Origin of the sequence: Methylosinus sp. H3A, assembly GCF_015709455.1 — a bacterium.
GTDB lineage: Bacteria > Pseudomonadota > Alphaproteobacteria > Rhizobiales > Beijerinckiaceae > Methylosinus.
Genome location: NZ_JADNQW010000005.1, coordinates 1,001,258 through 1,013,522, shown reverse-complemented (window position 1 = coordinate 1,013,522; position 12,265 = coordinate 1,001,258). Strand labels below are relative to the sequence as shown.

The 12,265-nt window shown below is 66.4% G+C and carries 12 protein-coding genes and 1 other RNA gene; 9 read left to right on the top strand and 4 right to left on the bottom strand.

Annotated elements, in window-relative coordinates; translation table 11 throughout:
* The first annotated feature begins 29 nt into the window (after positions 1 to 29).
* The 5 genes from pstC to phoB are packed head-to-tail and all read left to right on the top strand — an operon-like array spanning position 30 to position 4,181.
* Positions 30 to 1,061: a phosphate ABC transporter permease subunit PstC gene (gene pstC, locus IY145_RS07885; protein ID WP_210332636.1), complete on the top strand. Its 1,032-nt coding sequence runs from the start codon at positions 30 to 32 to the stop codon at positions 1,059 to 1,061.
* 3 nt (positions 1,062 to 1,064) lie between these two features.
* Positions 1,065 to 1,904: a phosphate ABC transporter permease PstA gene (gene pstA, locus IY145_RS07880; protein WP_196407705.1), complete on the top strand. Its 840-nt coding sequence runs from the start codon at positions 1,065 to 1,067 to the stop codon at positions 1,902 to 1,904.
* Positions 1,901 to 2,686: a phosphate ABC transporter ATP-binding protein PstB gene (gene pstB / locus IY145_RS07875; RefSeq protein ID WP_196407704.1), complete on the top strand. Its 786-nt coding sequence runs from the start codon at positions 1,901 to 1,903 to the stop codon at positions 2,684 to 2,686. The genes pstA and pstB overlap by 4 nt, the downstream gene beginning before the upstream one ends.
* Before the next feature lie 29 nt (positions 2,687 to 2,715).
* A complete protein-coding gene (gene phoU / locus IY145_RS07870) occupies positions 2,716 to 3,441 on the top strand; it encodes a phosphate signaling complex protein PhoU (protein WP_196407703.1) in 726 nt (241 codons plus the stop codon).
* Complete coding sequence (gene phoB / locus IY145_RS07865) at positions 3,438 to 4,181, top strand: phosphate regulon transcriptional regulator PhoB (protein ID WP_196407702.1); 744 nt, start codon at positions 3,438 to 3,440, stop codon at positions 4,179 to 4,181. Before phoU ends, phoB begins: the two co-directional genes overlap by 4 nt.
* A 79-nt stretch (positions 4,182 to 4,260) precedes the next feature.
* Here the strand turns inward: phoB and hpnE are convergent, their stop codons facing one another.
* Genes hpnE through IY145_RS07845 form a run of 4 tightly spaced genes read right to left on the bottom strand, consistent with a single transcriptional unit; the run spans position 4,261 to position 8,431 of the window.
* The gene (gene hpnE / locus IY145_RS07860; protein ID WP_196407701.1) at positions 4,261 to 5,505 is read right to left on the bottom strand and encodes a hydroxysqualene dehydroxylase HpnE; all 1,245 of its coding nucleotides are present in this window, start codon (positions 5,503 to 5,505) and stop codon (positions 4,261 to 4,263) included.
* On the bottom strand, positions 5,502 to 6,365 hold the full coding sequence (gene hpnD / locus IY145_RS07855) for a presqualene diphosphate synthase HpnD (RefSeq protein ID WP_196407700.1): 864 nt from the start codon (positions 6,363 to 6,365) through the stop codon (positions 5,502 to 5,504). Before hpnD ends, hpnE begins: the two co-directional genes overlap by 4 nt.
* Positions 6,362 to 7,240 carry a squalene synthase HpnC gene (gene hpnC, locus IY145_RS07850; RefSeq protein ID WP_196407699.1) on the bottom strand — a complete coding sequence of 293 codons (879 nt, stop codon included), beginning with the start codon at positions 7,238 to 7,240 and terminating at the stop codon, positions 6,362 to 6,364. The genes hpnD and hpnC overlap by 4 nt, the downstream gene beginning before the upstream one ends.
* 39 nt (positions 7,241 to 7,279) lie before the next feature.
* Positions 7,280 to 8,431, bottom strand: coding sequence for a glycosyltransferase (locus IY145_RS07845; RefSeq protein ID WP_196407698.1), 1,152 nt, complete (start codon positions 8,429 to 8,431; stop codon positions 7,280 to 7,282).
* Positions 8,432 to 8,724: 293 nt separating this feature from the next.
* Here IY145_RS07845 and IY145_RS07840 point away from each other — a divergent pair, with 293 nt between their 5' ends.
* From IY145_RS07840 to ffs, 4 genes are all read left to right on the top strand, one after another.
* Positions 8,725 to 10,671 (top strand): potassium transporter Kup, encoded by a 1,947-nt coding sequence (locus tag IY145_RS07840; RefSeq protein ID WP_210332635.1) that lies wholly within the window; start codon positions 8,725 to 8,727, stop codon positions 10,669 to 10,671.
* 145 nt (positions 10,672 to 10,816) lie between these two features.
* Positions 10,817 to 11,245: a phasin family protein gene (locus IY145_RS07835; RefSeq protein WP_196407696.1), complete on the top strand. Its 429-nt coding sequence runs from the start codon at positions 10,817 to 10,819 to the stop codon at positions 11,243 to 11,245.
* 170 nt (positions 11,246 to 11,415) lie between these two features.
* Positions 11,416 to 12,111: a dienelactone hydrolase family protein gene (locus IY145_RS07830; RefSeq protein ID WP_196407695.1), complete on the top strand. Its 696-nt coding sequence runs from the start codon at positions 11,416 to 11,418 to the stop codon at positions 12,109 to 12,111.
* 54 nt (positions 12,112 to 12,165) lie between these two features.
* Positions 12,166 to 12,263: signal recognition particle sRNA small type (gene ffs / locus IY145_RS07825), an RNA gene on the top strand.
* Positions 12,264 to 12,265 lie beyond the last annotated feature (2 nt).

The following is a 12,265-nucleotide window of genomic DNA, read 5'->3' as shown; positions in this document are numbered from 1 at the left end:
CATGAAAAATCCGCCTTCGGGAGCGCGCGATGGAAGCCGGCTTCACCCGCCAAACGAGAGACAATAGCGTGTCGGACCTAGCAATCGTAGAAGCGCCGCCCCGCGCCGCCGAAGTCGACCGCGGGAAAGTTCTCGGCCGCATGGCCCTGTTCGACTTCTTCTTCCACAATCTGACCCGCGCCGCGGCGGTGCTCGTCCTGCTCATCCTCGGCGGCGTGATCTTCTCGCTGATCTATGGCTCTCTGCCGGCCATCCAGGCCTTCGGCCTCGGCTTTCTGACGACGGAATCCTGGAATCCGGTCACCGAGAAATTCGGCGCGGTCGCGCCCATCTACGGAACTCTGGTGACCTCGGCCATCGCCATGGTCATCGCCGTGCCGCTCGGGCTCGGCATCGCCATCTTCCTCACCGAGCTCTGCCCCCATGCGCTGCGCCGGCCGATCGGCGTCGCCATAGAGCTGCTCGCCGGCATTCCGTCGATCATCTACGGCATCTGGGGCCTGTTCGTGCTCGCCCCCTTCCTGCAGCAGCATGTGCAGCCGGCGCTGATCTCCTTCACCGGCGACATTCCGGTGCTGTCGAGCCTGTTCGCCGGCCCGCCCTATGGCATCGGCATGCTGACGGCGGGCTTCATCCTCGCCATCATGGTGCTGCCCTTCATCACCTCCATCTCGCGGGACGTGTTCGACACCGTGCCGCCGATGCTGAAGGAGGCGGCCTCGGGCATAGGCTGCACGACCTGGGAAGTCATGCGCTATGTCGTGATCCCCTATACGCGCGTCGGCGTCATCGGCGGCGTGATGCTCGGCCTCGGCCGCGCGCTCGGCGAGACGATGGCCGTCACCTTCGTCATCGGCAACGCGCATAAAGTGTCGAGCTCGCTGCTCGCGCCGGGCACGACGATCTCGGCGACGATCGCCAATGAATTCACCGAGGCGGTCGGCGACCTCTACACCTCCGCGCTGATCGAGCTCGGCCTCATCCTCTTCGTCATCACCTTCTTCGTGCTGGCGGCGGCGCGCTTCATGCTGATGCGCATCGAGCAGAAATCGGGAGCCTGACCCTTGTCCATCTCCGCCTCCCGCCGCCGCACCAACGCGCTCGCCACGACGCTGTGCTGGACCGGCACGGTCTTCGGCCTCGCCTGGCTGGTGCTGATCCTCGGCGCGCTGATCTATGAGGGCGCGCGCGGCCTCACGCCGGCCGTCTTCACCGAGATGACGCCGCCCCCCGGCGCCACCGGCGGCCTGCTCAACGCCATCGCCGGTTCTCTGGTGATGACGACGATCGGCGTGCTGCTCGGCACGCCGCTCGGAATGCTCGCCGGCACCTATATGGCCGAATATGGCCGCTATTCGAAGCTCAGCATGGTCGTGCGCTTCATCAACGACATTCTGCTCAGTGCGCCGTCCATCGTCGTCGGACTCTTCGTCTATACTGTGGTGGTGGCGCGGGTCGGGCATTTCTCCGGCATAGCCGGCGCCCTGGCGCTCGCCGTGCTGGTGGTGCCCGTCGTGGTGCGCACCACGGAGGACATGCTGCTGCTGGTGCCGAGCCCGCTGCGCGAGGCGGCGGCGGCGCTCGGCCTGCCGCGCTCGCATATGCTGCTGCGCGTCGCCTATCGCGCGGCGAAATCGGGCATCATCACCGGCGTGCTGCTGGCCATAGCGCGCGTCTCCGGCGAGACGGCGCCGCTGCTCTTCACCTCGCTCAACAATCAGTTCTGGAGCACGGACCTCAACGCGCCGGTCTCCAGCCTGCCCGTCGTCATCTTCCAATTCGCGCTCTCGCCCTACAAGGACTGGCAGCAGCTCGCCTGGACCGGCGCTCTGCTCGTCACCCTCGCCGTCCTTCTGCTCTCCATCACCGCGCGTGCGCTCAGCAGCCAGGGAAAACAACAATGACCGCCATGCCGGTTGTCGAAGCCACCATTCCAACCAAGGTCTCGGTTCGCGATCTGGACTTCTATTACGGCCAGACGCGCGCGCTGAAATCGATCTCGCTGCCGCTGTACACCAATAAGGTGACGGCCTTCATCGGCCCGTCCGGCTGCGGCAAATCGACTCTGCTGCGCATATTGAACCGCATGTACGACCTCTATCCGCGGCAGCGCGCCGAGGGCGAGGTGCTGCTCGACGGCGAGAATATTCTGGACCCGCGCATCGACCTCAACCTGCTGCGCTCGCGCGTCGGCATGGTGTTCCAGAAGCCGACGCCCTTCCCCATGTCGATCTACGACAATATCGCCTTCGGCATTCGCCTCTACGAGAAGCTGTCGCGCAGCGAGCTCGACGGCCGCGTCGAGGCGGCGCTGCGTGGCGCGGCGCTGTGGGACGAAGTGCGCGACAAGCTGAATTCGAGCGGCCTCGGCCTCTCGGGCGGCCAGCAGCAGCGCCTGTGCATCGCCCGCACCGTCGCCATTCAGCCGGATGTGATCCTGTTCGACGAGCCCTGCTCGGCGCTGGACCCGATCTCGACGGCGAAGATCGAGGAGCTCATCGACGAATTGTCGGAGCGCTACACGATCGCCATCGTCACCCACAATATGCAGCAGGCGGCCCGCGTCTCCGATTTCACCGCCTTCATGTATCTCGGCGATCTCGTCGAATTCGGCGAGACGAACAATCTGTTCACCGCGCCGCAGAACAAAAAGACGCAGGACTATATCACCGGCCGCTTCGGCTGAGCGCGATACGCGCACGAGGAATATGAGACATGAGCGAACATATCGTCAGCTCCTATGACCGCGACCTCGAGGTGCTCGGCCGCAGAATCGCCGAGATGGGGGGCATCGCGGAGAAAATGCTCGCCGAAGCCATGGATGCGCTCGCCAATTTCGACATAGAGCTCGCCCATCGCGTCGTCGCCACCGATCAGCGCCTCGACGCGCTGCAGCGGGAGATAGAGGAGAACGCCATCCTCACCATCGCGCGGCGCCAGCCGCTCGCCATCGATCTGCGCGAATGCATAGCGGCGATGCGCATCGCCGCCGATCTCGAGCGCGTCGGCGATCTCGCCAAGAGCATCGCCAAGCGCACGGTGAAGATCCTCTCGGAGGCGCGCGTGCCGCGCGCCGTCATCGGCCTCAAGACGATGGCGGAAGTGGCCGCCATGCAATTGAAGGACGTGCTGGACGCCTACGCCCAGCGCGATGTGGAGCGCGCCCGCGCCGTCTGGACCAACGACAGCGAGCTCGACGCTCTCGAAGATTCTGTGTTCCGCGATCTCCTCACCTTCATGATGGAAGACCCGCGCAACATCTCCTTCTGCACGCATCTTCTGTTCTGCTCCAAGAATATCGAGCGCATCGGCGATCACACCACCAATGTCGCCGAGACGATCGTCTATCTCGTCACTGGCGAGGCGATGCCGACCGACCGTCCGAAGGGAAAGTCGTCGGTCGTCGGCGCCAGCGCGGAAACGGATGAGCCCTCGCAATGAACGAAATACGCGTCGCAACGCCGCGCGACACGCCGCACGACCGCGCGCCGCGCATTCTCGTTGTCGAGGACGAGGCGGCGCTCGCGTTGCTTCTCGCTTATAATCTCGAATCCGAAGGCTTCCAGGTCGAGCATGTGGAGCGCGGCGACGAGGCGGAGATCCGCCTCGCCGAATCGGTTCCCGACCTCGTTATTCTCGACTGGATGCTGCCCGGCGTCTCGGGGCTGGAAATCTGCCGGCGGCTGCGCGCCCGCGACGACACGCGCACCATGCCGATCATAATGCTGACCGCGCGCGGCGACGAGAATGAGCGGGTGCGCGGACTCTCCGTCGGCGCCGACGATTATGTGGTGAAACCCTTCTCGACGCCGGAACTGATGGCGCGCGTGCATGCGCTGCTGCGCCGTGCGCGGCCGGAGCGCGTGGCGACGCGCCTCGTCGCCGGCGACATAGACCTCGACCGCGAGACGCGGCGCGTGAAGCGCGGCGGGCGCGAGATTCATCTCGGGCCGACGGAGTTTCGCCTGCTCGAATATCTGATGGAGAAGCCCGGCCGCGTCTTCTCGCGCGCGCAATTGCTGGACAGCGTGTGGGGGCTCTCGGCGGAGATCGACGAGCGCACCGTCGACGTGCATGTCGGACGTCTGCGCAAGGCGATCATCCGCGGCCGCGAGAAAGACCCGATTCGCACCGTGCGCGGCACCGGCTATTCCTTCGACGAGACCTTTGGAAGGAATTGAGGCTCCATTTTCCTCATTGCGCGCAACGCCCCCTCTCCCGCGAAGCGGGGGAGGGCTGGGGAAGGGGGCGGCCCGAGCGTTACGAGCGCCCCGCGAGTTCCGCCGCGCGATAGCCCGACCTTATCGCCCCTTCGATCGTCGCCGGCAGGCCGGTCGCCGTCCAATCGCCGGCGAGCAGGAGATTGCGCCAGCTCGTCTGCGCGCCGGGTCGGCGTTCTTGCTGCGCCGGCGTCGCGGCGAAGGTCGCGCGTTTCTCCTTCACGATCTGCCATTGCGGCAGCGCCGCGGGCAGGCCCGTGGCGGCGGCGACCTCGGCCCAGATGCGCTCGGCGAGGCTCTCGCGGGACTCGTCCATCAGCCGATCGGCGCCGCTGATCGTCACCGAGAGACGGTCCTCGAAAGCGAACAGCCATTCGGTGAGCGAGCCGATCATGCCGAGCAGCGCCGGCTGGCTGGGCGGCGGCGCGATCTTGAAATGCGCGTTGATGATGCCGCGGAAATCATCCGGCGCCACGAGACCGGGAAGCAGCTCCTGCGCCGCCCAAGGCGGGACGGCGAGCACGACCCGATCATTCTCGCCGAGCGCGATTTTCTCGTCGCCGAAATCGAGCGCCACGGCGCGCTCGCCCGCAAACTCGATTCCCTTCAGCCGCGCGGCGAAGCGTGGCGCGGCGCCGCGCGCGGCGAGCGTCGTCAGCGCCGGCTCGATGAAGGCGGTCCCGAGCCCGCGCCGCGCGACCAGCGGACGGCAGGCGGCGCCGCCGGCGGCAAGCGTCTCCCGCAGCACGGCGGCGGCGAGCGCGGCGGAGGAGTCGCGCGGCTCTGTGTTGAGCGCGGAGAGCAGCACCGGGCCCCACAGCCGCTCATAGAGCGTGCCGGAGCAATTCATCGCCTCGCCGATCGTCGCGCCTTTTTTGGCGAGGAGAATGCCGATCGCTCCGAGGTAATCGCCGGGCGATGTTCCGGGAACGCGGCGATCGCGCACGAAAATCCACCAGGGCAGGCGCGAGGAATTGGGCCTCATGCGCCAGCGCGTTCCGTCGCGCGTGTCGAGAAAATCGAAGGCGCACTCCTTCGGCCCGACGAGCTCGCCGACCGAGCCGATGCGACGGGCGTAATCCAGCGCCGTGGAATTGCCGGAGAGCAGCAGATGATTGCCATTGTCGATGGTGAGATCGAGGCTGGAATCATAATAGGAGCGGCACCGCCCGCCCGCCATGCGCGCGGCTTCATAGAGCGCGACGCCGCGGCCCTCGTCGGTCAGGCGAATGGCGCAGGAGAGGCCGGCGAGACCCGCGCCGACAATATGCGTGGTTCCGGTCACGTCAGCGCGAATCTGAGCAGGGCCAGCAGGACTTTCGTCCGCGAGGCGGAGACCGGCTCGCGCGGCGGCGCAAAGCCGCGCGCCACCAGACGATCGAGAACGGAGCGATAGGCCGTCGCCATCAGATAAGGCGCCTTCACCGCGCGCTGCGGCGAGACGCGCATGAGAAGCTCCGATTCCGCATAATGCTTGCGCGCGCGCTCGGCCACCGCCGTGCAGACATCCGGCAGGCCCGGATGCGCCAACACCGCGCCGCGCGCGAAATTCGTGACGCCGGCAGCCGCCAGCGCCTCGCGGGGCAGATAGAGGCGCCCGCGCGCCTCGTCCTCGTCGAGATCGCGCAGAATATTGGTGAGCTGCAAGGCGCGGCCCATGTGATAGGCGAGCATGCGCGCTTTGGTCGGCAGCGCGCCGCCCGCGCAATCCGCCTCGTCGGCGAGGCCGAAGACGCGCACCGACAGCCGCCCCACGGCGCTCGCGACATGGTCGCAATAGAGATCGAGCCGATCCCATTCCGGCGCGCGAATATCCTCGACGACATCCATCGCCATGCCGTCGATGACGGCCTCGAAATCGGCGCGCTCGAGGCCGAAGCGGCGCACAGGCCGCGCCAGATCGGCGCAGCGCTGATGCGTGCGGCCGGCGTAGAGCGCGTCGAGATCGCGCCGCCAATCATCGAGCTGCGAGAGGCGCAGGGCGCGGTCGCCCTCCTCGTCGGCGATATCGTCGACGGCGCGGCAGAAGCCATAGATCGCATACATTGCGTCGCGCCGCTCGGGCTCGAGAATGCGCATGGCGAGATAGAAGGAGCTTTTCGCGGCGACCCGCGGCGCCTCGGGAGCGATTGTCTCCATGCTCATCGCGCGGCGCTCGCGGCGGAGGCGGCGCGCGGCCACAGCAGCCGGCGCAGCAGCACCGTTCCGGCCCCGGCGAGCGCGGTGAGCAGGAACACGCCCTTGGCGGCGTGAACTTTCTCGCTCAACGGATCGGCGACGAGAAGGCGCGCCGTCAGCGTCTCGGCGAGGCGCTGGATCGCGCCCACTTCCATGGCGAGCCGCGTATCGGCGATGCGATCGGCGAAAGGCGCGCTCTCTCTCAGCAGTTCCTGCGTGCGCTCCGCCAGCACGCGCAAAGTCGCAGCGAGCTGCGGCGAGGCGCGCTCGGCGGAAAGCATCTCGACGCTCGCGCCATTGGCGGCGAGCGCGTCCTGCGGCAGATAGACGCGGTCGAGGCCGCGATAATCCTTCGCGCAGTCCTGAAGGTGATTGATGATCTGCAACGCCGCGCAGAGCGCGTCATTCGGCCCCCAGGTCGTCGCGCGATCCTCGCCATGAACGTCCAGCACGAAGCGGCCGACCGGCATGGCGGAATAGCGGCAGTAATCGATGAGATCGTCCCAATCGCGATAGCGCAATTGCGTCACGTCGCGACGGAAGGCGATGAGCAGATCCTGCGCATGGCGGGGCTCGAGGCCGCGCTCGGCGAGTTCCGCGCGGAGCTTTGCCGCGACGGGAATATCCTCGCCCGAGCCCAGCAGCGCCGCCTCCATGCGGTCCAGCATGGCGATCTTCTGCTCGCCCGGGAGCGTCACGTGGTCGGAGATATCGTCCGCCGCGCGCACGAAATCGTAAAACGCCAGGACGGCCGCGCGGTGTCGCGGCGCGAAGAGAGAGGCGACGGGGAAATTCTCGTCCTTATGCCCCTTCCCCGATCCGGCGGCGGCGATGTCGCTCATGTGAACTCGCTCATCCTCATGTCTACGGGCCTGCTCGTGTCAGGGGGCCTGATAGCGACCCTTCCAGGCGCCGCCGCGCCCGCGTCCATGCCGCCAAGCGGACAGTATGGTGAACCACGTATAGCAGGCGGCGACCGCGGGCAAGGCGAAGGCGCCGAGCCGATTGCGTCCGTAAAATCGCAGAGACGGCATATAGGACTGCGCCATCAGGAAATAGGCGACGAGGGCGAGATAGGCGGCCGGCTCCGGCGCCGTGAAGGCGAGGATCGGCGGCGCCAGATAGACGACGACCATTCCGGCCACCGCGCCCGCCAGCCGCCAGGGGGAATAGCCCAATTGCGCATAGGCGGAGCGGGTCACCATCTGCTCGATATCGCGCAAATGCGGATAGGGCCGCAAGCTCCAGGCGTCGTCGGTGAGGCCGAGCCAGATCGGCCCCTGCTTCTTCATGAGCTTGCCGAGCGCGCAATCGTCGATGAGCGCGCCGCGGATCTGCTGCAGGCCGCCGGCCTCCTCGAGCGCCGCGGGACGGACCAGCATCACCCCGCCCGCCGCCGCCGCGACCGGGCTTTTGGGATCATTCACACGCGAGAAGGGATAGAGCATCTGGAAGAAAAAGACGAAGGCCGGAACGAACCAGCGCTCGGCGAGGCTCTCGCAGCGCAGCTCGACCATCAGCGAGGAGAGCACGGTTCCCCGCGCCGCCGCGCCGGCGACCAGCCGCTCGACGAGGCCGGGGGCGAAGGCGATGTCGGCGTCGCAGAACAGCACGAAATCGGGCGAGACCCCGCAGGAGAGCACATGAGCAAAGCCGCGGTCCATGGCCGCGAGCTTGCCGGTCCAGCCCTGCTCCGGTCGCCCCTGGAGCACGGTCAACCGATCCTGCGCTCCTTCCTCGCTGGCGCAGGCGCGCGCGACCTCCGCCGTGCCGTCGGAGCTCTCGTCGTCGACGAGCACGATCTCGAGCCGCCCGGAGAATTGCTGCCGAAACAGCGAGCGCAGGCCTGTCGCGGCGACATCGGCCTCGTCGCGCGCCGGAATGACGGCGACGACGCGCGTCCCCGGCGAAACGGCGGCGCCCGCGGGGGCGAAACGGCGGTCATGCTCGGCGAGGCGCCAGAAGCCGCCATGGCCGAGGAGGAGGTAGAGCCAGATGAGGAGGCCGGCGCCTCCGAGGACAATCGCGATCATCGCCTCGCGCTCGCGTCGCGGGGAGAGCCCGGGACAATGTGACGGAGGCTCGGCCATAGCATCGCCGCGGCCGCGTGGCCAGCGGGCGCAGAGTGATCGGGTGAACGAGACGCGGCTCCAAGTCCCGATGCGGCTCCAAGTCCCGATGGCGACGCGATTTCCCCGGAAATGGCCGGCGACGGCTTCTCTTCTATCTGGAACAGGCGTATATCGCCGCGCCGGCGCGGTCGGGCCCGAGCGTAGCGAGGACCGATCGGCGCGCCGCGCATCCGGTGTCTTTCGAGGAAATTTCCATGGATCCCAATGTGGCGCGTGACGCGGCGGGCTCTTCCACTCGAAGCGACACGGAGGGGCCCGCGGCGACGCAGCCGACGCTCCATGCGGAGCGCCCGGCGAATATGGCGGCGCTCATCGTCGGCTCCATCGGCGTCGTCTATGGCGATATCGGCACCAGCCCGCTCTACGCGCTGCGCGAGTCGCTCGCCCACGCCAAATCCGGCGGCCTCGGCGAGGACGTCGTCATCGGGACGATCTCGCTGCTCATTTTCGCGCTGATCTTCACGGTCACGGCGAAATATGTGTTCTTCCTGATGCGCGCGGACAATCGCGGCGAGGGCGGCATTCTCTCGCTGATGGCGCTGGCGCAAAATGCGCTGGGGCGGCGTGCGACGCCGGTCTTCCTGTTCGGCGTCGCCGGCGCGGCGCTGTTCTCGGGCGACGCGATCATCACCCCGGCGATCTCCGTGCTCTCGGCGGTCGAGGGCCTCGCGATCGTCGATCCGCGATTCGGCGAATTCGTCTTTCCCATCACAGTGGCGATTCTCGTCTCGCTGTTCTGGGGGCAGAGCCATGGCACGGCCCGCGTCGCGGCGCTGTTCGGCCCGGTGATGGCGGTCTTCTTCGTCGTGATAGCCGTGCTCGGCGCCTTACATATCGGCGACGCGCCGCAGGTATTGCACGCTTTCGATCCGCGCCGCGGCTTCGTTTTCCTGCTGAATCACGGCTGGATCGGCTTCGCCGTGCTCGGCTCGGTCTTCCTCGTCGTCACCGGCGCCGAGGCGCTCTACGCCGATATGGGCCATTTCGGCCGCGCGCCGATCCAGATCGCCTGGATTTTCTTCGTGCTGCCGTCGCTGTTCCTCAATTATCTCGGCCAGGGCGCGCTGATCCTCGCCGATCCGAAGGCGATCGAGAATCCCTTCTTCCTGCTCGCCCCCGAATGGGCGCTGCTGCCGCTCGTCATTCTCTCGACGGTGGCGACCGTCATCGCCAGCCAGGCGGTCATCACCGGCGCCTTCTCGATCGTGCGTCAGGCGATTCAGCTCGGCCTGCTGCCCCGTCTCGAGATCACCCACACCTCCGCGACGCAGGAGGGGCAGATCTATATCGGCCGCGTCAATCGGCTGCTGCTCATCGGCGTGCTGGTGCTGGTCACTGCGTTCAAGAGCTCGAGCGCGCTCGCCTCCGCCTATGGCATCGCCGTCACCGGCACGATGGTGACGACGACGGCGCTCGCCTTCATCGTGGTGTGGCGCAAATGGCGCTGGCCGCTGTGGGCGGCGGCGCTGTTCATCCTCGCCTTTCTCACCGTCGATCTCGCCTTCCTCGCCGCCAATCTCATGAAAGTGGTCGAGGGCGGCTGGGTTCCGCTGCTGCTCGGCGGCTGCTCCATGGTGGTGATGTGGACCTGGGTGCGCGGCACGGCGCTGCTCGCCGAGAAGACGCATCGCGATTCGATCCCCATCTGCGATCTCATCGCCATGCTGGAGAAATCCAAGCCGACGCGCGTGCCCGGCACGGCGATCTTTTTGACCAGCGACCCCAATGTCGCGCCCACTGCGCTGCTGCATAATCTCAAGCACAATAAAGTGCTGCACGAGCGCGTGCTGGTCATTTGCGTGAACACGGAGGACACGCCGCGCGTGCCGCCGGAAAAGCGCTTCGAGATCGAGAAATTGTCGCACGACTTCACCCGCGCGACGCTGCATTACGGCTATATGGAAAGTCCGCGCGTGCCGGCGGCGCTCGCGGCCATGCGCAAGGCGGGCGTCAAATACGACATTATGACCACCTCCTTCTTCCTCGGCCGGCGCTCGATCAAGGAGAGCCCGGCCTCGGAAATGCCGGCATGGCAGGACAGGCTCTATGTCGCCCTGACCAAGCAATCGGCCAACGCCACCGACTTCTTCTCCATCCCGACCGATCGCGTCGTCGAGCTCGGCGCTCAGCTCACGATCTGAGCGCGGGCGCGAGCGTGCGACTAAGTGATTTCCCTTATTTCCCTCCGGGCGCTCATTCCCGAAAATCTCGCTCGCGAGCGAAGTCGCGCGCGTAGCGTCGGAGGGGGTCGCCTTCCACGTGCGGCGACCGGCGGGAGGATGTCCGATGGCCAATCTGAATTTCGACGAGTTTCGCGATCTCGGCAAATATCAGCTCGACGCCTTCAACACGGCGAGCAGCTCGACCGCCAAGAGCCTGCGCGCGATCGCGGCGGAGGCGACCGATTATTCCAAGCAATCGCTCGACAATGGCCGCGCCTATTTCGAGAAGCTGCTGCGCGTGCAGAAGATCGACGACATCGTGCAATTGCAGTCGGAATTCTACCGCAACGCCTATGGCGATTTCTTCGCCCGCGCCTCGCGCGTCGGCGAGCTCTATTCCAATCTCGCCAAAGAGGCCTTCGTCTCCGCCCAGACGGCGAGCGAGCAGGCGACCAAAGCGGCCACGGAGGCGACCAGCAAGATCGTCGCCGACATCGGCGAGCAGACCCAGCAATTGGCCGCCAAGGCGCGGGAGAACGCGACAAAGGAGTAAGCGTCGGCAGAGCCGTCGAATCGACTCGGAGCCAGGCGGCGATAGAATGGATGTGGCCCCGCGTAAATTCGGGGCATATTTTAAAAGCAGCCAGTCCCGTTTCGTTTCGGAGCTTTATCGTCTTGCCCGTCTGGAGCCTATTCGTCGCTTTCGCAGCGATGATATTTTTCATGACATCGACGCCACGAGCAGCCGAACTGACGCTCGAAACCTCCGAAGGTCGGTTCACCGTGACCGGCCATACGACAGCGGGCTTCGCGCTACGTCCAGCGGTACTGGCGGCGAGCGGCTCCAAGGGGTACCGATCCCCCACCTATCTTCGACTAGCGGCCGACCTCAACGCGCAAGGGATCGACGTATTTTTCGTCCATTATATTTCCGACCGCGACGCGGCGGCGTTCGAGAGTGCAAAATCGGCGCGGGATCGCATCGCCTATTACTCGAATCGAATGGCCGCCTGGACGGAGACGATCCATGCGACAGTCGCCGCCTTGCGGCGGCGGGCCGAATATCGGACGAAAATTGGATTGCTCGGCGTGTCGCTCGGCGCGATGCCGACAACGGCGGCCGGTGCGAATAATCCTGAGATCGACGCCGCTGTCATCGTCGACGGCGACTTTCCCATCAATTTTCAGCCACGCGTCCGCTCCATGCCGCCGCTCCTGCTGATCTGGGGCGGTGAAGACCATGTATTCCAGCAGAGCACAGGAATCCGGCTGCGCGACTTTGCACGCTCGCTCGGCGGCGAGGCGGAACTCATCACCTTTCCGGGCCAAGGCCACGGCTTTTTCCTCGAAGACGGCAATCCGAAGGCGGACGCGGCCCGTGGCCAGGTCGTTCGCTTCTTCACCGATCGCCTGAAATAGCCTACCCGCCTCGACGCCCTTGCGCCGGCGCGCGAGTTTTGCCACATAGGGCGCGGGAGGTTGGCGGTGGACGCTCCACTCGCCAACCGGGTCAGGTCCGGAAGGAAGCAGCCCTAACGAGTTCCGGGCGGGTCTTTGTCCAGCCTCCCACTCT

Excerpts from the sequence above, each read along its gene's own strand:
- pstC (WP_210332636.1), top strand. The coding sequence starts at position 30 with ATGGAAGCCGGCTTCACCCGCCAAACGAGAGACAATAGCGTGTCGGAC.
- pstB (WP_196407704.1), top strand. The coding sequence starts at position 1,901 with ATGACCGCCATGCCGGTTGTCGAAGCCACCATTCCAACCAAGGTCTCG.
- phoU (WP_196407703.1), top strand. The coding sequence starts at position 2,716 with ATGAGCGAACATATCGTCAGCTCCTATGACCGCGACCTCGAGGTGCTC.
- phoB (WP_196407702.1), top strand. The coding sequence starts at position 3,438 with ATGAACGAAATACGCGTCGCAACGCCGCGCGACACGCCGCACGACCGC.
- hpnD (WP_196407700.1), bottom strand. The coding sequence starts at position 6,365 with ATGAGCATGGAGACAATCGCTCCCGAGGCGCCGCGGGTCGCCGCGAAA.
- hpnC (WP_196407699.1), bottom strand. The coding sequence starts at position 7,240 with ATGAGCGACATCGCCGCCGCCGGATCGGGGAAGGGGCATAAGGACGAG.
- IY145_RS07845 (WP_196407698.1), bottom strand. The coding sequence starts at position 8,431 with ATGATCGCGATTGTCCTCGGAGGCGCCGGCCTCCTCATCTGGCTCTAC.
- IY145_RS07840 (WP_210332635.1), top strand. The coding sequence starts at position 8,725 with ATGGATCCCAATGTGGCGCGTGACGCGGCGGGCTCTTCCACTCGAAGC.
- IY145_RS07835 (WP_196407696.1), top strand. The coding sequence starts at position 10,817 with ATGGCCAATCTGAATTTCGACGAGTTTCGCGATCTCGGCAAATATCAG.
- IY145_RS07830 (WP_196407695.1), top strand. The coding sequence starts at position 11,416 with ATGACATCGACGCCACGAGCAGCCGAACTGACGCTCGAAACCTCCGAA.